General features: G+C 54.4%; 23 protein-coding genes. 15 read left to right on the top strand and 8 right to left on the bottom strand.

The annotated features are described in order from the left end of the window. Positions 1 to 67 precede the first annotated feature (67 nt). The 11 genes from skp to tilS all read left to right on the top strand — a co-directional run bounded on the left by skp (position 68) and on the right by tilS (position 13,205). The gene (gene skp / locus OOJ60_RS14120) at positions 68 to 553 is read left to right on the top strand and encodes a molecular chaperone Skp (RefSeq protein WP_042289857.1); all 486 of its coding nucleotides are present in this window, start codon (positions 68 to 70) and stop codon (positions 551 to 553) included. 3 nt (positions 554 to 556) lie between these two features. Beyond that, entirely contained in the window at positions 557 to 1,582 is a 1,026-nt protein-coding gene (gene lpxD, locus OOJ60_RS14115) for a UDP-3-O-(3-hydroxymyristoyl)glucosamine N-acyltransferase (RefSeq protein ID WP_199956857.1), read from the top strand. 103 nt (positions 1,583 to 1,685) lie between these two features. Continuing rightward, positions 1,686 to 2,141, top strand: a complete 456-nt coding sequence (gene fabZ / locus OOJ60_RS14110; RefSeq protein WP_003018528.1) for a 3-hydroxyacyl-ACP dehydratase FabZ — start codon at positions 1,686 to 1,688, stop codon at positions 2,139 to 2,141. 3 nt (positions 2,142 to 2,144) lie between these two features. After that, positions 2,145 to 2,933, top strand: a complete 789-nt coding sequence (gene lpxA, locus OOJ60_RS14105; protein ID WP_042289853.1) for an acyl-ACP--UDP-N-acetylglucosamine O-acyltransferase — start codon at positions 2,145 to 2,147, stop codon at positions 2,931 to 2,933. Next, entirely contained in the window at positions 2,933 to 4,081 is a 1,149-nt protein-coding gene (gene lpxB, locus OOJ60_RS14100) for a lipid-A-disaccharide synthase (RefSeq protein ID WP_199956855.1), read from the top strand. Before lpxA ends, lpxB begins: the two co-directional genes overlap by 1 nt. After that, positions 4,078 to 4,674: a ribonuclease HII gene (rnhB, locus tag OOJ60_RS14095; RefSeq protein ID WP_205612753.1), complete on the top strand. Its 597-nt coding sequence runs from the start codon at positions 4,078 to 4,080 to the stop codon at positions 4,672 to 4,674. Before lpxB ends, rnhB begins: the two co-directional genes overlap by 4 nt. 24 nt (positions 4,675 to 4,698) lie before the next feature. Next, positions 4,699 to 8,181: a DNA polymerase III subunit alpha gene (dnaE, locus tag OOJ60_RS14090; RefSeq protein WP_042289844.1), complete on the top strand. Its 3,483-nt coding sequence runs from the start codon at positions 4,699 to 4,701 to the stop codon at positions 8,179 to 8,181. Between the two features lie 12 nt (positions 8,182 to 8,193). After that, complete coding sequence (accA, locus tag OOJ60_RS14085; RefSeq protein WP_042289841.1) at positions 8,194 to 9,153, top strand: acetyl-CoA carboxylase carboxyl transferase subunit alpha; 960 nt, start codon at positions 8,194 to 8,196, stop codon at positions 9,151 to 9,153. A 98-nt stretch (positions 9,154 to 9,251) separates the two neighbouring features. Continuing rightward, on the top strand, positions 9,252 to 11,390 hold the full coding sequence (ldcC, locus tag OOJ60_RS14080) for a lysine decarboxylase LdcC (RefSeq protein WP_042289839.1): 2,139 nt from the start codon (positions 9,252 to 9,254) through the stop codon (positions 11,388 to 11,390). A gap of 65 nt (positions 11,391 to 11,455) precedes the next feature. Then, positions 11,456 to 11,845 (top strand): VOC family protein, encoded by a 390-nt coding sequence (locus OOJ60_RS14075; protein WP_042289838.1) that lies wholly within the window; start codon positions 11,456 to 11,458, stop codon positions 11,843 to 11,845. Between the two features lie 61 nt (positions 11,846 to 11,906). Continuing rightward, positions 11,907 to 13,205 (top strand): tRNA lysidine(34) synthetase TilS, encoded by a 1,299-nt coding sequence (tilS, locus tag OOJ60_RS14070; RefSeq protein ID WP_205612752.1) that lies wholly within the window; start codon positions 11,907 to 11,909, stop codon positions 13,203 to 13,205. An 86-nt stretch (positions 13,206 to 13,291) separates the two neighbouring features. Here tilS and rof read toward each other — a convergent pair whose 3' ends face one another. Together rof and OOJ60_RS14060 are read right to left on the bottom strand one after the other, a co-directional pair. Continuing rightward, on the bottom strand, positions 13,292 to 13,552 hold the full coding sequence (gene rof / locus OOJ60_RS14065) for a Rho-binding antiterminator (protein ID WP_042289833.1): 261 nt from the start codon (positions 13,550 to 13,552) through the stop codon (positions 13,292 to 13,294). Beyond that, positions 13,539 to 13,739, bottom strand: coding sequence for a YaeP family protein (locus OOJ60_RS14060; protein WP_042289831.1), 201 nt, complete (start codon positions 13,737 to 13,739; stop codon positions 13,539 to 13,541). The genes rof and OOJ60_RS14060 overlap by 14 nt, the downstream gene beginning before the upstream one ends. A 188-nt stretch (positions 13,740 to 13,927) precedes the next feature. On the opposite strand from OOJ60_RS14060, the gene OOJ60_RS14055 reads away from it, so the two are divergent. Genes OOJ60_RS14055 through nlpE form a run of 3 tightly spaced genes read left to right on the top strand, consistent with a single transcriptional unit; the run spans position 13,928 to position 15,624 of the window. After that, positions 13,928 to 14,473 carry a YaeQ family protein gene (locus OOJ60_RS14055; protein WP_042289829.1) on the top strand — a complete coding sequence of 182 codons (546 nt, stop codon included), beginning with the start codon at positions 13,928 to 13,930 and terminating at the stop codon, positions 14,471 to 14,473. Further along, positions 14,470 to 14,889 carry an alternative ribosome rescue aminoacyl-tRNA hydrolase ArfB gene (gene arfB / locus OOJ60_RS14050; RefSeq protein ID WP_042289827.1) on the top strand — a complete coding sequence of 140 codons (420 nt, stop codon included), beginning with the start codon at positions 14,470 to 14,472 and terminating at the stop codon, positions 14,887 to 14,889. The genes OOJ60_RS14055 and arfB overlap by 4 nt, the downstream gene beginning before the upstream one ends. A 15-nt stretch (positions 14,890 to 14,904) precedes the next feature. Continuing rightward, the gene (gene nlpE, locus OOJ60_RS14045; RefSeq protein WP_042289824.1) at positions 14,905 to 15,624 is read left to right on the top strand and encodes an envelope stress response activation lipoprotein NlpE; all 720 of its coding nucleotides are present in this window, start codon (positions 14,905 to 14,907) and stop codon (positions 15,622 to 15,624) included. Positions 15,625 to 15,674: 50 nt separating this feature from the next. Here the strand turns inward: nlpE and proS are convergent, their stop codons facing one another. From proS to metN, 6 genes are all read right to left on the bottom strand, one after another. Continuing rightward, positions 15,675 to 17,393 carry a proline--tRNA ligase gene (gene proS, locus OOJ60_RS14040; protein WP_060570039.1) on the bottom strand — a complete coding sequence of 573 codons (1,719 nt, stop codon included), beginning with the start codon at positions 17,391 to 17,393 and terminating at the stop codon, positions 15,675 to 15,677. A 110-nt stretch (positions 17,394 to 17,503) separates the two neighbouring features. After that, positions 17,504 to 18,211, bottom strand: a complete 708-nt coding sequence (gene tsaA, locus OOJ60_RS14035) for a tRNA (N6-threonylcarbamoyladenosine(37)-N6)-methyltransferase TrmO (protein ID WP_060570040.1) — start codon at positions 18,209 to 18,211, stop codon at positions 17,504 to 17,506. Then, the gene (gene rcsF, locus OOJ60_RS14030; protein ID WP_042289817.1) at positions 18,208 to 18,612 is read right to left on the bottom strand and encodes an Rcs stress response system protein RcsF; all 405 of its coding nucleotides are present in this window, start codon (positions 18,610 to 18,612) and stop codon (positions 18,208 to 18,210) included. The genes tsaA and rcsF overlap by 4 nt, the downstream gene beginning before the upstream one ends. Before the next feature lie 118 nt (positions 18,613 to 18,730). Further along, on the bottom strand, positions 18,731 to 19,546 hold the full coding sequence (gene metQ / locus OOJ60_RS14025; protein WP_060570041.1) for a methionine ABC transporter substrate-binding lipoprotein MetQ: 816 nt from the start codon (positions 19,544 to 19,546) through the stop codon (positions 18,731 to 18,733). 39 nt (positions 19,547 to 19,585) lie between these two features. Further along, positions 19,586 to 20,239, bottom strand: coding sequence for a methionine ABC transporter permease MetI (locus tag OOJ60_RS14020; protein WP_042289812.1), 654 nt, complete (start codon positions 20,237 to 20,239; stop codon positions 19,586 to 19,588). Beyond that, positions 20,232 to 21,263 (bottom strand): methionine ABC transporter ATP-binding protein MetN, encoded by a 1,032-nt coding sequence (gene metN, locus OOJ60_RS14015; protein ID WP_042289810.1) that lies wholly within the window; start codon positions 21,261 to 21,263, stop codon positions 20,232 to 20,234. Before metN ends, OOJ60_RS14020 begins: the two co-directional genes overlap by 8 nt. Positions 21,264 to 21,453: 190 nt before the next feature. Here metN and gmhB point away from each other — a divergent pair, with 190 nt between their 5' ends. Next, complete coding sequence (gene gmhB, locus OOJ60_RS14010; RefSeq protein WP_042289808.1) at positions 21,454 to 22,014, top strand: D-glycero-beta-D-manno-heptose 1,7-bisphosphate 7-phosphatase; 561 nt, start codon at positions 21,454 to 21,456, stop codon at positions 22,012 to 22,014. Positions 22,015 to 22,370: the final 356 nt, after the last annotated feature.

The following is a 22,370-nucleotide window of genomic DNA, read 5'->3' as shown; positions in this document are numbered from 1 at the left end:
CATGGGGTCGCCTGGCCACGCAAAGAACTGCACCTCCGGGTGCAAATGGGATGGTAAGGAGTTTATTGTGAAAAAGTGGTTATTAGCGGCAGGTCTCGGTTTAGCAATGGTTACGTCTGCACAGGCTGCTGACAAAATTGCAATCGTCAACATGGGTAGCCTGTTCCAGCAGGTTGCGCAGAAGACTGGCGTTTCCAAAACGCTGGAAAACGAGTTCAAAAGCCGCGCCAGCGAACTGCAACGTATGGAAACTGACCTGCAGTCCAAAATGCAGCGTCTGCAGTCCATGAAAGCAGGTGGCGAACGTACCAAGCTGGAAAAAGACGTGATGGCGCAGCGCCAGACGTTCTCTCAGAAAGCGCAGGCTTTTGAGCAGGATCGCGCACGTCGTTCCAACGAAGAACGTGGCAAACTGGTTACCCGTATCCAGACTGCGGTGAAATCCGTTGCCAACAGCCAGAGCATCGATCTGGTCGTTGACGCGAACAGCGTTGCTTACAACAGCAGCGATGTAAAAGATATTACTGCTGACGTACTGAAACAGGTTAAATAAGTAATGCCTTCAATTCGACTGTCTGATTTAGCAGAGCAGTTGGATGCAGAATTACACGGTGATGGCGATATCGTCATCACCGGCGTTGCGTCCATGCAATCTGCGCAAACGGGTCACATTACGTTCATGGTGAATCCGAAATACCGTGAGCACCTGGCGTTATGCCAGGCGTCTGCCGTTGTCATGACGCAGGACGATCTTCCTTTTGCTAAAAGCGCCGCGCTGGTAGTGAAGAATCCCTACCTCACGTATGCGCGAATGGCGCAAATTTTAGATACCACGCCGCAGCCGGCGCAGAATATCGCACCAAGTGCGGTGGTAGATGCGACGGCGACGCTGGGTAGCAATGTTTCAATCGGCGCAAATGCGGTCATTGAATCAGGCGTAGCGCTGGGCGATAACGTGGTTATCGGCGCGGGTTGCTTCGTCGGGAAAAATACGAAAATTGGTGCCGGCTCGCGCTTATGGGCGAATGTAACGGTTTACCACGACATTCAGATAGGTGAGAATTGCCTGATCCAGTCCAGTACGGTGATTGGCGCTGACGGTTTTGGCTATGCCAACGATCGCGGCAACTGGGTGAAGATCCCGCAGCTTGGTCGCGTCATTATTGGCGATCGCGTGGAGATCGGCGCCTGTACCACCATCGACCGTGGTGCGCTGGATGATACGGTGATCGGCAACGGTGTTATCATTGATAACCAGTGTCAGATTGCGCATAACGTTGTGATTGGCGACAATACGGCGGTTGCCGGTGGCGTCATTATGGCGGGCAGCCTGAAGATTGGCCGTTACTGTATGATTGGCGGCGCCAGCGTCATTAATGGCCATATGGAAATATGCGACAAGGTGACGGTGACGGGCATGGGGATGGTGATGCGCCCCATCACGGAGCCTGGCGTCTATTCCTCAGGCATTCCGCTGCAACCTAACAAAGTATGGCGTAAGACAGCCGCACTGGTGATGAATATTGATGATATGAGCAAGCGTCTCAAAGCGATTGAGCGCAAGGTTAATCAACAAGACTAAACTCTCACCCGGTCACACATACTTTACGGCCTGTCGGCATTCATACGATTGCGGCAGGCCGTGTTATTATTGGCTTTTAGTATATTTGGACAGGAAGAGTATTTTGACTACTAACACTCATACTCTGCACATTGAAGAGATTTTAGAACTTCTGCCGCACCGTTTCCCGTTTTTGCTGGTGGATCGGGTGCTGGATTTTGAAGAAGGTCGCTTTCTCCGCGCAGTGAAGAATGTTTCCGTTAACGAGCCGTTTTTCCAGGGACATTTCCCGGGCAAGCCGATCTTTCCGGGCGTTCTGATTCTGGAAGCAATGGCACAGGCTACCGGTATTCTGGCGTTTAAAAGCGTGGGTAAACTGGAGCCGGGAGAGCTTTACTATTTCGCAGGTATTGATGAAGCGCGCTTTAAGCGTCCTGTCGTGCCTGGCGATCAGATGATCATGGAAGTGACTTTCGAGAAAACGCGCCGTGGCCTGACTCGCTTCAAAGGGGTTGCTCTGGTCGACGGTAAAGTAGTTTGCGAAGCAACGATGATGTGCGCTCGTAGCCGGGAGGCCTGATACGTGATTGATAAATCCGCCTTTATTCATCCAACCGCCATTGTGGAAGAAGGCGCTTCTCTTGGCGCTAACGTCCACATTGGACCTTTTTGTCTCGTTGGACCCCATGTTGAAATTGGTGAGGGTACCGTACTGAAGTCTCACGTTGTCGTGAATGGCCACACCAAAATTGGCCGCGATAACGAGATTTATCAGTTCGCCTCTATCGGTGAAGTGAACCAGGATCTGAAATACGCTGGTGAACCGACCCGTGTGGAAATTGGCGATCGTAACCGCATTCGCGAAAGCGTAACCATTCATCGTGGCACGGTGCAGGGCGGTGGATTAACGAAGGTGGGCAGCGATAACCTGCTGATGATCAACGCCCACGTGGCGCACGATTGCACAATAGGCGATCGCTGTATTCTGGCGAATAACGCAACCCTCGCGGGCCATGTTTCGCTGGACGATTACGTCATCATCGGCGGCATGACTGCCGTGCACCAGTTCTGTATTATCGGCGCGCACGTGATGGTGGGCGGCTGTTCTGGCGTCGCTCAGGACGTTCCGCCGTTCGTTATCGCGCAGGGCAACCACGCCACGCCGTTTGGCGTGAACATTGAAGGGCTGAAGCGCCGCGGCTTTACCCGCGAAGCGATCACCGCGATCCGCAACGCATATAAAGCGCTGTATCGCAGCGGTAAAACGCTGGATGAAGCAAAACCGGAAATCGCCGAGCTGGCGAAGCAGTATCCGGAAGTGCAACCGTTCAGCGACTTTTTTGCCCGCTCAACGCGCGGTTTGATTCGTTAATGGCTGAACAGCGTCCTTTAACGATTGCCCTGGTCGCCGGAGAAACCTCCGGCGATATTCTTGGCGCCGGCTTGATCCGCGCCCTGAAGGCGCGTGTCCCCCACGCCCGTTTTGTCGGCGTAGCGGGTCCGCGTATGCAGGCTGAAGGCTGTGAAGCCTGGTACGAAATGGAAGAACTGGCGGTTATGGGGATTGTTGAGGTGCTTGGACGCCTCCGTCGCCTGCTGCACATTCGCGCCGATTTAACCCGTCGTTTTACCGGGCTTAAGCCGGATGTCTTTGTAGGGATTGATGCGCCTGACTTCAACATCACCCTGGAAGGCAACCTGAAAAAACAGGGTATCAAAACCATTCATTATGTCAGTCCGTCCGTCTGGGCGTGGCGGCAGAAACGTGTTTTCAAAATAGGCAGATCCACCAATATGGTGCTGGCTTTTCTGCCTTTCGAAAAAGCGTTTTACGATAAATATAACGTGCCGTGCCGTTTTATTGGACACACGATGGCGGATGCCATGCCGCTTGACCCGGATAAAAACGCGGCCCGTGATGTCCTGGGCATTCCGCATGACGCCCATTGCCTGGCGTTGCTGCCCGGTAGCCGTGGCGCAGAAGTGGAGATGCTCAGCGCCGACTTCCTGAAAACGGCGCAGCTTTTGCGTCAGCATTACCCCGATCTCGAAGTCGTGGTGCCGTTAGTGAATGCCAAACGGCGTGAACAGTTTGAGAAAATCAAAGCGGATGTCGCACCGGAACTGTCCGTGCATCTGCTTGACGGGATGGGACGCGAAGCGATGGTCGCCAGCGACGCCGCGCTGCTGGCGTCGGGAACCGCCGCGCTTGAGTGTATGCTGGCGAAGTGCCCGATGGTGGTAGGCTATCGCATGAAGCCGTTTACCTTCTGGCTGGCGAAGCGGCTGGTGAAAACCGACTATGTGTCGTTGCCGAATCTGCTGGCAGGGAGAGAACTCGTCAAAGAGCTGCTGCAGGAAGAGTGCGAGCCGCAGAAACTCGCGCAAGCGCTACTGCCGCTTCTGGCTAACGGTAAAACCAGCCATGCGATGCATGATACTTTCCGCGAGCTGCATCAGCAGATCCGCTGCAATGCCGACGAGCAGGCGGCTGACGCGGTTCTGGAGTTAGCACAATGATCGAATTTGTTTATCCGCACATGCATTTAGTCGCCGGTGTGGATGAAGTTGGACGGGGACCGTTGGTCGGCGCGGTGGTGACAGCCGCTGTGATTCTCGACCCGGCGCGTCCGATTGTGGGTCTTAACGATTCTAAAAAATTATCTGAAAAGCGCCGTCTGGCGCTGTATGACGAAATCAAAGAAAAAGCGTTAAGCTGGAGTCTGGGCCGTGCGGAGCCGCATGAGATAGATGAGCTGAATATTCTTCATGCCACCATGCTGGCGATGCAGCGTGCGGTCGCTGGTCTGCATATCGCGCCGGAATACGTGCTCATCGACGGCAATCGCTGCCCTGCGCTGCCGGTACCGTCGATGGCGGTGGTAAAAGGCGACAGCCGTGTGGCGGAAATCAGCGCTGCGTCTATTCTGGCGAAAGTCACGCGGGATGCGGAAATGGCCGCGCTGGATAGCGTTTTCCCGCAGTACGGTTTTGCCCAGCACAAAGGGTATCCAACCGCTTTTCATCTGGAGGCGCTGGCTGCTCATGGCGCGACAGAGCACCATCGACGCAGCTTTGGCCCGGTCAAACGCGCACTGGGACTCGCGTCCTGATCTCTGGGTTAAAGGAATCTGAAGATGTCTGAACCTCGTTTCGTCCACCTGCGGGTGCACAGCGACTACTCCATGATCGATGGGCTGGCCAAAACCGGACCGCTGGTGAAAAAGGCGGCCGCACTGGGCATGCCCGCGCTGGCGATCACCGATTTTACCAACCTTTGCGGTCTGGTGAAGTTCTACGGGGCAGGTCATGGCGCCGGGATTAAACCCATTGTTGGCGCCGATTTCCACGTTCAGAGCGAACAAATGGGCGAAGAACTCACCCATTTAACGGTGCTGGCGTCGAATAACACCGGTTATCAGAACCTTACGCTGCTCATTTCTAAAGCCTATCAACGCGGCTACGGCGCGGCGGGGCCGGTTATCGATCGCGACTGGCTGATCGAACTGAAAGAGGGGTTAATTCTGCTTTCCGGTGGACGCATGGGCGACGTTGGCCGCAGCCTGTTGCGGGGTAATAGCGCGCTGGTTGAGGAGTGCGTCTCGTTCTATGAAACGCATTTCCCGGATCGTTACTTCCTTGAGCTGATCCGTACCGGCAGACAGGATGAAGAAAGCTATTTGCACGCAGCCGTAGAACTGGCGGAAGCGCGCGGCTTGCCGGTCGTCGCTACCAACGACGTGCGCTTCATTAACAGCGATGATTTTGACGCGCATGAAATTCGCGTCGCCATTCACGACGGTTTTACTCTCGACGACCCTAAGCGCCCACGTAACTATTCGCCGCAGCAGTATATGCGTACGGAAGAGGAGATGTGCGAGCTGTTTTCGGACATTCCGGAAGCACTGGAAAACACCGTTGAGATCGCCAAACGCTGTAACGTGACGGTGCGTCTGGGCGAATATTTCCTGCCGCAGTTTCCGACCGGTGATATGACCACCGAAGACTATCTGGTCAAGAAATCGAAAGAAGGTCTTGAAGAGCGTCTTGAATTCCTGTTTCCGGATGCAGAAGAGCGTAAAAAACGCCGCCCGGAATATGACGAGCGTCTGGACATTGAGCTACAGGTTATTAACCAGATGGGGTTCCCCGGCTACTTTCTGATCGTGATGGAGTTTATCCAGTGGTCGAAGGATAACGGCGTGCCGGTCGGACCAGGCCGTGGTTCCGGCGCGGGATCGCTGGTGGCCTACGCGCTGAAAATCACCGACCTCGACCCGCTGGAATTTGACCTGCTGTTCGAACGCTTCCTTAACCCGGAGCGTGTTTCGATGCCTGACTTCGACGTTGACTTCTGTATGGAGAAACGCGACCAGGTGATCGAGCACGTGGCGGACATGTATGGGCGTGATGCGGTATCGCAGATTATTACTTTCGGTACCATGGCGGCGAAAGCGGTTATCCGCGACGTGGGCCGCGTGCTGGGCCATCCGTATGGCTTCGTAGACCGTATTTCAAAGCTGGTGCCGCCCGATCCGGGCATGACGCTGGCAAAAGCGTTTGAAGCTGAGCCGCAACTGCCGGAAATCTACGAAGCCGACGAAGAGGTCAAAGCGCTGATCGACATGGCGCGTAAGCTGGAGGGCGTCACGCGTAACGCCGGTAAGCACGCCGGTGGTGTGGTTATCGCCCCAACGAAAATTACCGATTTTGCGCCGCTGTATTGCGATGAGCAGGGGCTGCACCCGGTTACGCAGTTTGATAAAAACGACGTGGAATACGCCGGGCTGGTGAAGTTTGACTTCCTCGGCCTGCGAACGCTCACGATTATCAACTGGGCGCTGGAAATGATTAACGCCCGTCGTGAGAAAAACGGCGAGCCGCCGCTGGATATTGCTGCCATCCCGCTGGATGACAAGAAAAGCTTCGACATGCTGCAACGCTCGGAAACCACGGCGGTGTTCCAGCTTGAATCCCGCGGCATGAAAGATTTGATCAAGCGTCTGCAACCTGACTGCTTTGAAGATATGATCGCGCTGGTGGCACTGTTCCGCCCGGGCCCGCTGCAGTCGGGGATGGTGGATAACTTCATCGACCGTAAGCACGGGCGTGAAGAAATTTCTTATCCTGACGTACAGTGGCAGCACGAAAGCCTGAAGCCCGTACTGGAACCGACCTATGGCATCATCCTGTATCAGGAACAGGTCATGCAGATCGCCCAGGTGCTGTCTGGTTATACCCTCGGCGGCGCGGACATGTTACGTCGTGCGATGGGTAAGAAAAAGCCAGAAGAGATGGCCAAACAGCGATCTGTCTTTGAAGAGGGCGCAAAGAAAAACGGGATCGACGGCGAACTGGCGATGAAAATCTTTGACCTGGTGGAGAAATTCGCCGGTTACGGATTTAACAAGTCACACTCCGCCGCGTATGCGCTGGTCTCCTATCAGACGCTATGGCTGAAGGCGCACTATCCCGCCGAATTTATGGCGGCGGTTATGACCGCCGATATGGATAACACGGAAAAAGTGGTAGGTCTGGTGGACGAATGTTGGCGGATGGGGCTGAAGATCCTGCCGCCGGACATCAATTCCGGCCTGTATCACTTTCACGTTAACGACGAAGGTGAGATCGTTTACGGTATCGGCGCGATCAAAGGTGTTGGTGAAGGCCCGATTGAGGCGATCATCGAGGCGCGCAACAACGGCGGATACTTCCGCGAGCTGTTCGATCTTTGCGCCCGTACTGACACCAAAAAACTGAACCGCCGGGTACTGGAAAAGTTAATTATGTCCGGGGCGTTTGACCGCCTGGGACCCCACCGCGCCGCGTTGATGAATTCGCTCGGCGATGCGTTAAAGGCCGCCGATCAACATGCCAAAGCGGAAGCGATTGGTCAGGCCGATATGTTCGGCGTACTGGCGGAAGAGCCGGAACAAATTGAACAGTCCTACGCCAGCTGCCAGCCGTGGCCGGAACAGGTGGTGCTGGATGGCGAGCGCGAAACGTTGGGTCTGTACCTGACGGGGCACCCCATCAACCAGTATTTAAAAGAAATTGAGCGCTATGTCGGAGGCTACAGGCTGAAAGACATGCATCCGACAGAACGTGGTAAAGTCACCACGGCTGCGGGGCTCGTCATTGCCGCAAGGGTTATGGTCACCAAGCGCGGCAATCGTATCGGCATCTGTACGCTGGATGACCGTTCCGGACGTCTTGAAGTCATGTTATTTACCGACGCTCTGGATAAATACCAGCAACTGCTGGAAAAAGACCGCATACTTATCGTCAGCGGACAGGTCAGCTTTGATGACTTCAGCGGGGGGCTTAAAATGACCGCCCGCGAAGTGATGGATATTGACGAAGCCCGGGAAAAATATGCTCGCGGGCTTGCTATCTCGCTGACGGACAGGCAAATTGATGACCAGCTTTTAAACCGACTCCGTCAGTCTCTGGAACCCCACCGCTCGGGGACAATTCCAGTACATCTCTACTATCAGAGGGCGGATGCGCGCGCGCGGTTGCGTTTTGGCGCGACGTGGCGCGTTTCTCCGAGCGATCGTTTACTCAACGATCTCCGTGGCCTCATTGGTTCGGAGCAGGTGGAACTGGAGTTTGACTAATACAGGAATACTATGAGTCTGAATTTCCTTGATTTTGAACAGCCGATTGCCGAGCTGGAAGCAAAAATCGATTCTCTGACTGCGGTGAGCCGTCAGGACGAGAAACTGGATATTAACATCGATGAAGAAGTGCATCGTCTGCGTGAAAAAAGCGTAGAACTGACGCGCAAAATCTTCGCCGATCTCGGCGCATGGCAGGTAGCCCAACTGGCGCGCCACCCGCAGCGTCCTTACACCCTGGATTATGTTCGCCTGGCGTTTGAGGAATTTGACGAACTGGCGGGAGACCGCGCCTATGCGGACGACAAAGCAATTGTCGGCGGTATCGCGCGTCTGGATGGCCGTCCGGTGATGGTCATTGGCCATCAGAAAGGCCGTGAAACCAAAGAAAAAATCCGTCGTAACTTCGGTATGCCAGCGCCAGAAGGCTACCGTAAAGCGCTGCGTCTGATGGAAATGGCCGAACGTTTTAAGATGCCGATCGTGACCTTCATTGACACCCCGGGCGCTTACCCGGGCGTCGGGGCGGAAGAGCGCGGCCAGTCTGAAGCCATCGCGCGTAACCTGCGCGAAATGTCGCGCCTCAGCGTGCCGGTCATCTGCACCGTTATCGGTGAAGGCGGCTCCGGCGGCGCGTTGGCGATCGGTGTGGGTGACAAAGTGAATATGCTGCAATACAGCACCTATTCGGTTATCTCCCCGGAAGGCTGTGCGTCCATTCTGTGGAAAAGCGCAGATAAAGCGCCGCTGGCCGCAGAAGCGATGGGGATTATCGCGCCACGCCTGAAAGAGCTGAAGCTGATCGATTCCATTATTCAGGAACCGCTGGGCGGCGCGCACCGTAACCCGGAAGCAATGGCCGCGTCGCTAAAAGCGCAACTGCTGGCTGACCTTGCGGACCTTGATGTGCTAAGCACTGACGATCTGAAAAACCGTCGCTATCAGCGTCTGATGAGCTACGGCTACGCGTAAGCGTTGACCATTCTGAAAAGGGCCACGAATTGTGGCCCTTTTTTTTACCTGCGGTTTGAACAGTCTATGATTAGCTAAGGATTTTCCAGGAGGAGCGCATGAATATCATTGCCATTATGGGACCGCACGGCGTTTTTTATAAAGATGAGCCCATTAAGGAGCTTGAGCGCGCGCTGCAATCGCAAGGGTTCCAGATTATCTGGCCACAAAACAGCGTCGACCTGCTGAAGTTTATTGAACACAATCCGCGTATTTGCGGCGTTATTTTTGACTGGGATGAATACAGTCTCGATCTGTGCAGCGACATTAACCAGTTAAACGAATATCTGCCGCTGTACGCTTTTATCAATACCCATTCCACCATGGATGTCAGCGTACATGATATGCGTATGGCGCTGTGGTTTTTTGAGTACGCGCTGGGACAGGCGGAAGATATCGCCACGCGTATCCGTCAATATACCGGTGAGTATCTCGACAATATTACGCCGCCTTTCACCAAAGCGTTATTCACCTATGTGAAAGAGGGGAAATACACCTTCTGTACGCCGGGACACATGGCGGGAACCGCCTATCAAAAGAGTCCGGTAGGCTGTCTGTTCTATGATTTTTTCGGCGGCAATACGCTGAAGGCGGATGTCTCGATTTCTGTCACAGAACTCGGTTCGCTGCTCGATCATAGCGGCCCGCATCTGGAAGCCGAGGAGTATATTGCCCGCACCTTCGGCGCTGAACAGAGCTACATGGTGACCAACGGGACATCGACATCGAATAAAATCGTTGGCATGTACGCCGCGCCGACGGGGAGCACGCTGCTGATTGACCGCAACTGCCATAAGTCGCTGGCGCATTTGTTGATGATGAGCGACGTTGTCCCTTTATGGCTGAAACCGACGCGGAATGCGCTCGGCATCCTGGGCGGCATCCCCCGACGCGAGTTCACGCGCGCGAGTATTGAACGTAAAGTCACCGAAACGCCGCAGGCGCAGTGGCCGGTACACGCCGTCATTACCAACTCAACTTATGACGGCTTGCTCTACAACACCAACTGGATCAAGCAGACGCTGGATGTGCCGTCGATCCACTTTGATTCCGCCTGGGTGCCATATACGCATTTTCATCCCATTTACCAGGGTAAAAGCGGGATGAGTGGCGATCGGGTGCCCGGCAAAGTGATTTTCGAAACGCAATCGACGCACAAGATGTTGGCCGCGCTATCCCAGGCTTCGCTGATCCATATTAAAGGTGAGTACGACGAAGAGACCTTTAATGAAGCGTTTATGATGCACACTTCCACTTCGCCGAGCTATCCCATTGTCGCCTCCATTGAAACGGCAGCGGCGATGCTGCGCGGTAACCCGGGCAAGCGGTTAATTAACCGCTCGGTGGAGCGGGCGCTGCATTTTCGCAAAGAGATTCAGCGGCTTCGAGAGGAGTCCGAGGGCTGGTTCTTTGATATCTGGCAGCCGGAGGAGGTCGATGAAGCCGAATGCTGGCCTGTCGCGCCAGGCGCGGACTGGCACGGTTTCAGCGACGCCGACGACGATCATATGTTTCTCGATCCGGTGAAAGTCACGATCCTGACGCCGGGGATGGATGAGCAAGGGAACATGAGCGATGAGGGCATCCCCGCCGCGCTGGTGGCGAAATTTCTTGATGAACGCGGCGTGGTCGTTGAGAAAACCGGCCCCTACAATTTACTGTTTTTGTTCAGTATCGGTATTGATAAAACCCGGGCAATGGGACTGTTGCGCGGTTTGACCGAATTTAAGCGGGCCTATGATCTTAACCTGCGAGTGAAGAACATGTTGCCGGATCTGTACGCTGAAGATCCTGATTTTTATCGCAATATGCGCATTCAGGATCTGGCGCAGGGGATCCATAAACTGATTCGCCAACACGATCTTTCCGGGCTCATGCTGCGGGCGTTCGACACGCTGCCGGATATGATCATGACGCCGCATCAGGCGTGGCAGCGGCAGATCAAAGGCGAGGTGGAGACGGTAACGCTGGATCAACTGGTTGGGCGAGTGTCAGCTAATATGATCCTGCCGTATCCGCCGGGCGTGCCGCTGCTGATGCCGGGGGAGATGATCACCGAGCAGAGCCGCGCGGTGCTCGACTTTCTCCTGATGCTTTGCTCGATAGGGCACCACTATCCTGGCTTTGAAACGGATATTCACGGCGCAAAACAGGATGATGATGGCGTGTACCACGTACGAGTCTTAAAAAGCGCGTAACGGCTTGCTTTTGCGGACCCCGGGCGGGTAACGTGCAGATAACATAACATGGAGACACTGACACTATGCTGGGATTAAAACAGGTTCATCATATTGCAATTATCGCCACCGACTATGCGGTAAGTAAGGCGTTCTACTGCGATGTGCTGGGCTTTACCCTGATGAGTGAAGCTTACAGAGAGGAGCGTGATTCCTGGAAAGGCGATCTCGCGCTGAACGGGCAATATGTCATTGAGCTGTTTTCGTTCCCCTTTCCGCCGCAGCGCCCAAGCCGACCGGAGGCCTGCGGTTTGCGCCATCTGGCTTTCAGCGTTGATGACGTGGAGAAGGCTATCGCGCACCTTGCGGCGAAAAACGTCAAATGCGAAGCTGTACGCGTTGATCCGTTTACCGGCAAACGTTTCACCTTTTTTAACGATCCGGATGGCCTGCCGCTCGAACTGTATGAACAGTGAGACTTGCGATCGCGAGGATTGCCCGGTAACGTGCCGGGCAACGTCACTGTAAATAATCGCCATGACTACACTCACCCTGAAGACTTCACTGTTTAGCGCTCAGCAAATTCTCGTCGCATACAGCGGCGGGCTGGACTCTACCGTTCTTCTGCATCAACTCGTGCAATGGCGGGCCCAGCAGCCAGGTATCACGCTACGGGCGATTCATATTCATCACGGCCTGAGCACTCATGCCGATGCGTGGGTGGCGCACTGTGAGGCGGTATGCGCGCAGTGGCAGGTGCCGCTGGTGGTTGAGCGCGTACAGCTGGCGCATGAAGGGCTGGGCACGGAAGCGCATGCCAGACAGGCGCGCTATAAAGCATTCGCACAGGCGCTGTTGCCAGGGGAAGTGCTGGCGACCGCCCAGCATCTTGACGATCAATGTGAAACATTTCTGCTGGCGCTCAAGCGCGGTAGTGGGCCGGCGGGACTTTCCGCAATGGCCGAGGTGTCCGCGTTTGCGGGTACCCACCTTATTCGTCCCTTGCTGCAGCAAAGCCGTCGCGACCTGGAAAAGTGGGCAACGGATCATCAGCTTCGCTGGATTGAAGATGAAAGCAATCAGGATGATGCCTACGATCGTAACTTCCTGCGCCTGCGTGTGCTGCCGCTTCTGCAACAGCGCTGGCCGCATTTTGCTGAAGCGACGGCGCGCAGCGCGGCGCTGTGCGCCAGCCAGGAAAGCCTGCTGGATGAACTGCTGGCGGAAGAGCTGTCAGGCTGCGTGACCCCGCACGGTACGCTGCAGCTCGCGCCGCTGCTGTCGATGAGCCAGTCTCGCCGCGCCGCAGTGATCCGCCGCTGGCTGGCGACGAAGGATGCGCCGATGCCCTCGCGTGACGGCCTTGAGCGCATCTGGCAGGAAGTGGCGTTGGCGCGTGAAGACGCTGCGCCCTGTTTGCGTTTTGGCGCGTATGAGGTTCGCCGCTACCAGGCGCAGTTGTGGTGGATAAAATCGGTTGGCGGTCAGAGTGAAACGACGCTGGCATGGCGAGACAGGCGCAAGCCGCTCATGCTGCCCGCCGGGCTGGGCGAAGTCGCGCTGGCGCCCGGCGGTGAACTGAGAACACCGCGAACGGATGAACCGGTTTCCATTCGCTTTAAAGCGCCGGGCCTGCTGCATATCGTCGGACGGAACGGTGGACGTAAGCTGAAGAAGGTTTGGCAGGAACTCGGGGTTCCACCCTGGCGACGTGATACTACGCCTTTGCTGTTTTACGGCGATACGCTCATTGCTGCCGCTGGCGTTTTTGTCACTGATGAAGGGATGGCGGTGGAGGAAGAGGGACTACAGCTGTTATGGCGGGAAGCAGACTAAAATGCCGAATGGCGCTACGCTTATTCCTCCTACAGTAACCGCACATTGTAGGCCGGGTAAGCGTAGCGCCATCCGGCGACCACTATTCAGGATTCGCTGACCACCACGGTACCGATTTCCGGGTGACTGAAGCTGGCGATTTTGTCGAGACGCAGTTCGCGCGTTTCACCTGCAACGTCGGTAATCAGGTATTCCACATTTTTACGCGACACCAGATCGCTGGCTTTTGCCTGCAGAACTTCGCCATCTTTCAGTTCCAGCGTCAGCAACAGATGATGCTGGCAGGCGAGCTCAAGGTTGTCGTAGTCATCGCAATTGATGGGTTGATATGTTTCATTCATTGACATAATCGCTCACCAGTAAGTTCGCAGCAGCATACGCCGCCTTTTCCCTGACCGACTCTGAAAGGTCGCTGTCTGCGGCCATTTCGTTAAGCACCTTTAAAACGCACCCCAGCGCATCCGGGACATACCCTAAGTCTCCGCTGGCTATTTCCGCATACCGCCTGCGTATTAACTCACAATATTTTTCCACATGCCCTCCTGTCAGTATTCTGACTTCACCGTGGATGCAAGTCTAAGCCTATGAAGATAAACTCTGTTTAGCAAGGTGACTATACCACAGCCATTCCGCCGAAATCAGCAGCTTGATAGCCGAACCATTAACAGCCTTTTGTCGTCGTTTTCGTTACAATGTTTGCCTGATTCGAAAGGAGTTTTTTCATGGCGCTTAAAGCGACAATATACAAAGCCGTGGTAAATGTGGCGGACCTGGACCGCAACCAGTTTCTGGACGCGCCGTTGACGCTGGCCCGTCATCCTTCAGAAACCCAGGAGCGCATGATGCTGCGCCTGCTGGCGTGGATCAAATATGCGGATGAGCGCTTGCAGTTTACGCGAGGTTTGAGCGCAGAAGACGAGCCGGAAGCCTGGCTGCGTAACGACCATTTGGGGATCGATCTGTGGATTGAACTGGGGTTACCGGAAGAGCGGCGGATCAAGAAAGCCTGCACCCAGGCGAAAAACGTTGCGCTGTTTGCTTACAACAGCCGAGCGGCGCAGATCTGGTGGCAGCAGAACCAGAATAAGTGCGCACAGTTTCCGAATCTGGCAGTCTGGTATCTTGATGATGAGCAACTGGCGAAGTTAAGCGCCTTCGCGGAACGGACGATGACGTTGCAAGCCACCATTCAGGACGGAGCCATCTGGCTTTCGGATGCTCAGAATAATCTGGAAATTCATCTGGCTGCCTGGCAACAACCCGCATGATTGTTATTTCGCGAAACGTCTCTATCGCCGATGATGAGCTGGAAATTACGGCAATTCGCGCGCAGGGCGCAGGCGGACAGCATGTGAATAAAGCCTCAACGGCGATCCATTTGCGTTTTGACATCCGGGCCTCTGGCCTGCCAGAGTATTACAAAGAACGTTTACTTGCTGCCAGTCATCACCTGATTAGCCCTGATGGCGTCATTATCATTAAGGCGCAGGAATACCGAAGCCAGACGCTAAACCGTGAAGCGGCGCTGGCCCGACTGGTGGCAGTGATCAAAGAACTCACCGCGGAACAAAAAAGCCGACGGGCAACCCGGCCAACGCGCGCCTCGAAAGAACGAAGATTGTCTTCGAAAGCGCAAAAATCCACAGTGAAAGCCCTCCGCGGTAAAGTCCGTCGCGTGGATTGACGGGCAGGAATAAAAATGCAGAAGGAATTCGGGGTGAAAAAGACACTCATTTCGGCGATAGCAGCGCTTTCGCTTTTTTCATTGTTAGGTTGTAACAACCGTTCAGAAGTCGATGTCCTGCAACCGACGCAGGCTGCGGAACTTAAACCGATGCAGCAAAGCTGGCGGGGCATTTTACCGTGCGCAGATTGTGAAGGAATTGAAACCTCGTTGTTTCTTGAAAAAGATGGCACCTGGGTGATGAATGAACGCTACCAGGGCGTCCGTGACGAACCATCTTCCTTTGCTTCCTATGGTACCTGGGCGCGGACCGCCGATAAGCTGGTGCTCACCGACAGTAAGGGCGAGAAAGCGTATTATCGCGCAAAAGGCGATGCGCTTGAGATGCTCGACCGTGAAGGCAACCCGGTTGAGTCGCAGTTTAACTATACGCTTGAACCCGTGAAGGCCACTTTACCGGTAACCCCAATGCCGATGCGCGGTATGTATTTCTATATGGCAGATGCAGCGACCTTTACCGATTGTGCAACCGGTAAGCGTGTTTCTGTGGCGAATAACGCCGAGCTTGAGCGCGGTTATCTTGCTGCCAGGGGGAACAGCGAAAAACCCGTCCTGTTGTCGGTAGAAGGGCACTTCACGCTTGAAGCTAACCCGGACACGGGAGCGCCAGTGAAGACCTTGAACGCGGATAAAGCGATTACGTTTATGCCGGGTAAAAGCTGTGCTCAGCAATAGTGCATGAGTATGAAAAAGAAAAACCCCGCGGCTGCGGGGTTTTTTGTGCATCAGCCTTTGATCTGTTTAACCAGATAGCTAACGATGTCACCGGTTTTAATCAATTGCTTCTCGCCATTACGACGATATTTGTATTCGATGTCGTCATTGTCGAGGTTACGGTCGCCCAGCACGATAGTGTGAGGAATACCGATCAGCTCCATATCCGCGAACATCACGCCTGGACGTTCTTTACGGTCGTCCATCAGCACTTCAATGCCCTGGGCTCGCAGTTCGGCATACAGTTTTTCCGCCAGTTCCTGCACACGGTAAGATTTATGCATATTCATAGGCAGAATAGCGACCTGGAACGGTGCGATAGCGTCGGGCCACACGATGCCGCGCTCGTCGTAGTTTTGTTCAATCGCGGCTGCAACCACACGTGTTACGCCGATTCCGTAGCAGCCCATGGTCAGGATCTGGTTACGGCCATCTTCACCCTGAACGGCGGCTTTCAGCGCCTCGGAGTATTTGGTACCCAACTGGAAAATATGACCCACTTCGATGCCGCGCTTGATAAGCAGCGTACCCTGACCATCCGGGCTCGGATCGCCTGCGACCACGTTACGGAGGTCTGCCACTTCCGGCGTTGCCACGTCGCGATCCCAGTTGATGCCGAAGTAGTGCTTGCCGTCAACGTTAGCGCCTGCCGCGAAATCGCTCATCGCCGCAACGGTACGGTCGATGACAACCGGGATCGGCATGTTGACCGGACCAAGTGAACCCGGGCCTGCGTTGACGATGGCGCGGATTTCCGCTTCAGTTGCGAAGGTCAGCGGGCTGGCGACCTGCGGCAGTTTTTCCGCTTTAACTTCATTCAGTTCGTGATCGCCGCGAACCAGCAGCGCGACCAGCGGATAGCTGCTGCCTTCAACCGCTTTCACCAACAGCGTTTTCACGGTTTTCTCAATCGGCAGAGCAAACTGTTCAACTAACTCCGCGATAGTTTTCGCGTTTGGCGTATCAACCAGCGTCATCTCCTGCGTCGCGGCAGCGCGCGGGGCTTTTGGCGCGACGGCTTCGGCCAGCTCGATGTTGGCGGCGTAATCGGAGGTGTCAGAAAAGATAATGTCATCTTCGCCACTCTGCGCCAGCACCTGGAATTCGTGAGACGCGCTACCGCCAATCGAACCCGTGTCAGCCTGCACTGCGCGGAATTCCAGACCGATACGGGTGAAGATTTTGCTGTAGGCTGCGTACATCGCGTCGTAGGTTTCCTGCAAGGATTCCTGCGAGGTGTGGAAAGAATAGGCATCTTTCATCAGGAACTCGCGGGAGCGCATGACGCCGAAACGCGGACGCACTTCGTCACGGAACTTCGTCTGGATCTGGAAGAAGTTTAGCGGCAGCTGCTTATATGAGCTGAGTTCGTTACGCACCAGATCGGTGATGACTTCTTCGTGGGTTGGGCCGAGTACGAACGGACGCTCGCCACGGTCAACAAAACGCAGCAGTTCCGGACCGTACTGTTCCCAACGGCCACTCTCTTGCCACAGGTCAGCTGGCTGAACCACTGGCATAGACACCTCGATCGCGCCGGCGTTGTTCATTTCTTCACGCACGATGTTTTCGACTTTTTTCAGAACGCGCAGGCCAGTCGGCAGCCAGGTATATAACCCGGAGGCGAGCTTGCGGATCATCCCGGCGCGCAGCATCAGCTGATGGCTGATAACCTCGGCGTCGGCAGGTGTCTCCTTCAGAGTGGAGAGCAGATATTGGCTAGTACGCATGTTGTTACGGTTCCAGTTGGACGATCGAACAGGCTCAACGTGAGCCTGACACAAAAAAAGTGATTTAGTTTACCAGCGAGAAAGGGATGTCAAAAGAGAAGGGCATGAAATTAGCGGGGTTCGAGCGCAAAGACTTCAAATCCCGTTTCCGTTACGCGCCAGCGCACGTTGAAATCATGCAGCCAGACCGCGTACGTTTTCCCTGTTTCTTCACCTTTACGATAAGCGGGACGCGGATCCTGCGCCAGCACATCGCGAATAAATGTTTTAAGCTGCGGGTAGCGTTTTTCCAGCGTCGGGAATTGCCGCTCAAGTTCATCACTAAAGCTTACCTGCATTTCGGCCACTGGCGCATGTTGCGCATAGCTGGCCCGGGCATCTGTAAGCGATTCGGCGAACGGCAAATAAGGCTTAATGTCGATAACCGGCGTTCCATCAACCAGATCCAGACTGCCGAGCTTCAGAATGACGCGTTCTTTGTGGCAGGAAATGTCCTTCAGCTCAACCAGCGACATGCCGACAGGGTTTGGGCGAAACGTCGAGCGGGTGGCAAAGACCCCCATGCGCGCATTGCCGCCAAGGCGAGGCGGACGTACGGTCGGACGCCATCCGCCTTCCATTGTCTGATGAAACACAAAGAGCACCCACAGATGGCTGAACGCCTCCAGACCACGCACGGCATCGGCCTGATTAAAGGGCGGCAGCAGGTGCAGTTCGCCATGCGCGCTCTTTACCAGACCCGGCTGGCGAGGGACGGCGAACTTTTCTTTGTAAGGTGAGCGAATGACACCGATTTGCTCAAACTGAAAATGACTCATTTAGCCGAAATGTTAAGCGCAGAACCAATGCAGACAGCCTGACGGTAGCAGCCCGGCGTACCGCTGGTCACTTCACAGCTGTGCAGCAGGACGGCATTCGCTTTCATTTTTGACGCGTTAATCTGCATACGCTTACGCGCCGTAGGGATGCTCGGTGGAGAATCCTGATTCGTTGCCTGGCATGAGTCGCCGCTGACTTCACCCAGGTCGCGGAACGGCTTGCCGACCAGCGCTTCAGCACTGGTATAAATTCTGACAGGAGCTGCGCGCGGCGCTTTAGGTTTTTCCGGCTCCGCTTTAGGTGGGGTTGGAGTGCTTTGAACAGGTTCAACGGGGGATCTGCTTAGCATGGAACAGCCGCTCAGCATGAGTGCCAATAAACAGATCGGTAAAGCACGCATAATATTTCCTCAATGAATGATCTAACTGTCAGATATTGAATCAGGAGCTTGCATAAATGACAAGACGGGCAAGTGCCCGTCCTGAATGATATTACAGTTTGAGAAAAGAGCCTAAAAATTACCAGCCTTTCACTGCGCCGCCGTTAAAGACTTTATTGGCAGCTTCGTAGACTTCGTCAGACTGATAGGCCTGCACGAATTTCTTCACGTTTTCCGCATCTTTGTTATCTTCACGGGTGACGATCAGGTTGACGTACGGGGAATCTTTGTCTTCCACAAAGATACCGTCTTTCGCCGGGGTCAGGTTGATCTGGCTGGCATAGGTGGTGTTGATCACCGCCAGGGCGATCTGCGCATCATCAAGAGAACGGGGCAGTTGCGGGGCTTCCAGTTCGACAATTTTCAGATTTTTCGGGTTTCCGACAATGTCCAGTGAGGTTGGCAGGAGGCCCACGCCGTCTTTCAGTTGGATCAAACCCACTTTTTGCAGTAGCAGCAGCGAACGACCGAGGTTGGTCGGATCGTTTGGTACGGCGACCTGCGCGCCATCCTGCAGTTCATCCAGCGATTTGATTTTTTTGGAGTAGCCCGCAATCGGGTAGACAAAAGTATTGCCCGCAGGCGTCAGTTTGTAGCCGCGATCTTTGATCTGCTGATCCAGATACGGTTTGTGCTGGAAGGCGTTGGCATCAATGTCGCCTTTGCTCAGCGCTTCGTTAGGCAGCACGTAGTCATTGAACGTCACCAGTTCTACGTCCAGCCCGTATTTTTCTTTTGCGACTTTCTGCGCAACTTCGGCAACCTGCTGTTCAGCACCGACGATAACGCCCACTTTGATGTGGTTGGGATCTTTCTCATCCTGTCCGCAACCCACAAGAGCCAGAGAACCAATCAGGGCTCCTACTGCCGCAAAGGTCTTGAATTTGAACGCCATGCTTATTTCCTTAATGAGTTATTTGTGTTGTGGTTAACGTTACTTGTGCGTTACAGACCGAACGATGCGATCGCCTGCGAACTGAATTAAATAAACCAGAACGACGAGTAATACCAGCACCGTGTTCATCACGGTCGCGTTGTAGCCGATATAGCCATACTGGTAACCGATCTGGCCCAGACCGCCAGCGCCCACAGCGCCTCCCATGGCTGAATAGCCGACAAGGGTAATCAGCGTGATAGTCGCCGCGTTCACCAGACCCGGCAGCGCTTCGGGCAGCAGAACTTTACGCACGATTTGCAGCGGCGTCGCACCCATCGCGCGTGACGCTTCAATCAATCCTGTTGGGATTTCCAGCAGCGCGTTTTCCACCATGCGGGCGATAAACGGCGCGGCGCCAACGGTAAGCGGCACAATCGCGGCCTGCAGTCCGATTGAGGTTCCGACAATGACGCGAGTAAACGGAATCATCCAGACCAGAAGAATAATAAACGGAATTGACCGGAAGATATTCACCACCGCGGAAAGAATGCGGTAGAGCTTCGCGTTTTCGATAATTTGCCCGGGACGCGTGACGTAGAGCAACACGCCAACCGGTAAACCGATAACGAAACCAAAGAATCCGGATACAAAGGTCATCGCCAGCGTTTCCCAGACGCCACGAACCAGCAACCACATCATCGGTTCAGACATAACCCAGTACCTCTACTTTTACATGGTGTTCTTGCAGCCAGGCAATGGCGGCTTGTGTTTCTTCTTGAGTGCCGTGCATTTCCGTCAGCATAATGCCGAACTTCACGCCGCCAGCGTAATCCATTTGCGCGCTAATAATGTTGTTATTGACGTTAAAGCGACGCGCTGTTTCGGAAAGCAGCGGCGCATCAACCGACTGACCGGTGAACTCCATGCGCAGCATCGGTACGCTATCGGCTTCGGGGGTTGGTTTCAGACGCTCCAGATAATCTTCCGGAATGTCGAGATGCAGCGTGGACTGGATAAATTTTTGCGCCAGCGGGGTCTTCGGATGGGAAAACACTTCACTGACCGTATCCTGTTCTATCAGTTCGCCGTTGCTGATCACGGCCACGCAGTCACAGATACGCTTAACCACATCCATCTCGTGTGTGATCAGCAGAATGGTCAGACCGAGACGACGATTAATGTCCTTCAGTAATTCGAGGATCGAACGTGTGGTTGCCGGGTCCAGTGCGCTGGTGGCTTCGTCGCACAGCAGCACTTTGGGCTGGCTTGCCAGCGCACGGGCAATCGCCACACGCTGTTTTTGACCACCGGAAAGATTGGCCGGGTAACTGTCGTGCTTATCGCCCAGACCCACCAGGTCCAGCAATTCGGTCACGCGACGTGTGATCTCCTCTTTCGGCGTGTTGTCCAGCTCCAGCGGCAGCGCCACGTTGCCGAAAACCGTACGGGAGGCCAGCAGATTAAAGTGCTGGAAAATCATGCCGATCTGGCGACGCGCTTTGGTCAGCTCAGATTCAGAAAGCGTGGTCAGCTCCTGCCCGCCTACCAACACACTCCCCTCTGTCGGGCGCTCCAGCAGGTTGACACAGCGGATTAGCGTACTTTTACCGGCGCCTGATGCGCCAATCACACCGTAAATTTGTCCGGCAGGGACATGCAGGCTGACGTTGTTCAACGCCTGAATGGTGCGGGTCCCTTGTTGGAACACTTTGGTGATATTCGAAAGTTTAATCATTGATTATTTATTATCGTAATGAAGTTAGCCGTAGCATTTTTGTCTGTCTGAAGCGGTGAATCGCCGTCAACAAAATGGATGTTAAGGCATCCAGACGTCTAAATCAATCAGGCTTTCTACGATGAGCACTTTCTTGCCTGCCGAAAAATGCGATACTAGCGCCACATGCCTTATTCAGGAGCTATAAAAGGTGGCAAAGTCTGTACCCGCAATTTTTCTCGACCGCGACGGCACTATCAATGTGGACCACGGCTACGTACATGAGATCGACGAATTCGAATTCATCGACGGTGTCATTGACGCCATGCGTGAACTCAAAAAAATGGGCTATGCGCTGGTGGTTGTCACCAACCAGTCCGGCATTGCGCGCGGCAAATTTACTGAAGCGCAGTTTGAAACCTTAACAGAATGGATGGACTGGTCGCTGGCAGACCGCGATGTTGATCTCGACGGCATCTATTATTGTCCCCATCACCCACAGGGAAGCGTAGAGGAGTTTCGTCAGGTTTGCGATTGTCGTAAACCGCATCCAGGCATGCTGATCTCTGCTCGCGATTTTCTGCATATTGATATGGCGGCGTCTTATATGGTGGGCGATAAATTAGAAGACATGCAGGCCGCGCTGGCGGCAGGGGTCGGAACCAAAGTGTTGGTACGTACCGGTAAGCCTGTGACGCCAGAAGCAGAAAATGCCGCGGATTGGGTGATTAATAGTCTGGCAGACCTGCCTTTAGCGATAAAACAGCAGTAAAAGTAAGCGTTGTGCTCAAAAGGTGAGCGGTTGAAATAAATCTGCATTTTTCCGCTTGTCTTCCTGAGACGACTCCCTATAATGCGCCTCCATCGACACGGCGGATGTGAATCACTTCACACAAACAGCCGGTCCGGTTGAAGAGAAAAATCCTGAAATTCAGGGTTGACTCTGAAAGAGGAAAGCGTAATATACGCCACCTCGCGACAGAGCGCTGAAGCGCGTCGCAACTGCTCTTTAACAATTTATCAGACAATCTGTGTGGGCACTCAAAGTGACATGGATTCTTAATGTCGAAAGACAAAAAATGAATACCAAGTCTCTGAGTGAACACGTAATTCATTACGAAGTTTAAT

The sequence above is a fragment of the Citrobacter sp. R4 genome (genome assembly GCF_026719175.1).
Taxonomy (GTDB): Bacteria; Pseudomonadota; Gammaproteobacteria; order Enterobacterales; family Enterobacteriaceae; genus Citrobacter_A; species Citrobacter_A sedlakii.
The sequence above is the reverse complement of the archived record's forward strand: the minus strand, read 5'-3'. Positions and strand labels throughout refer to the sequence as shown.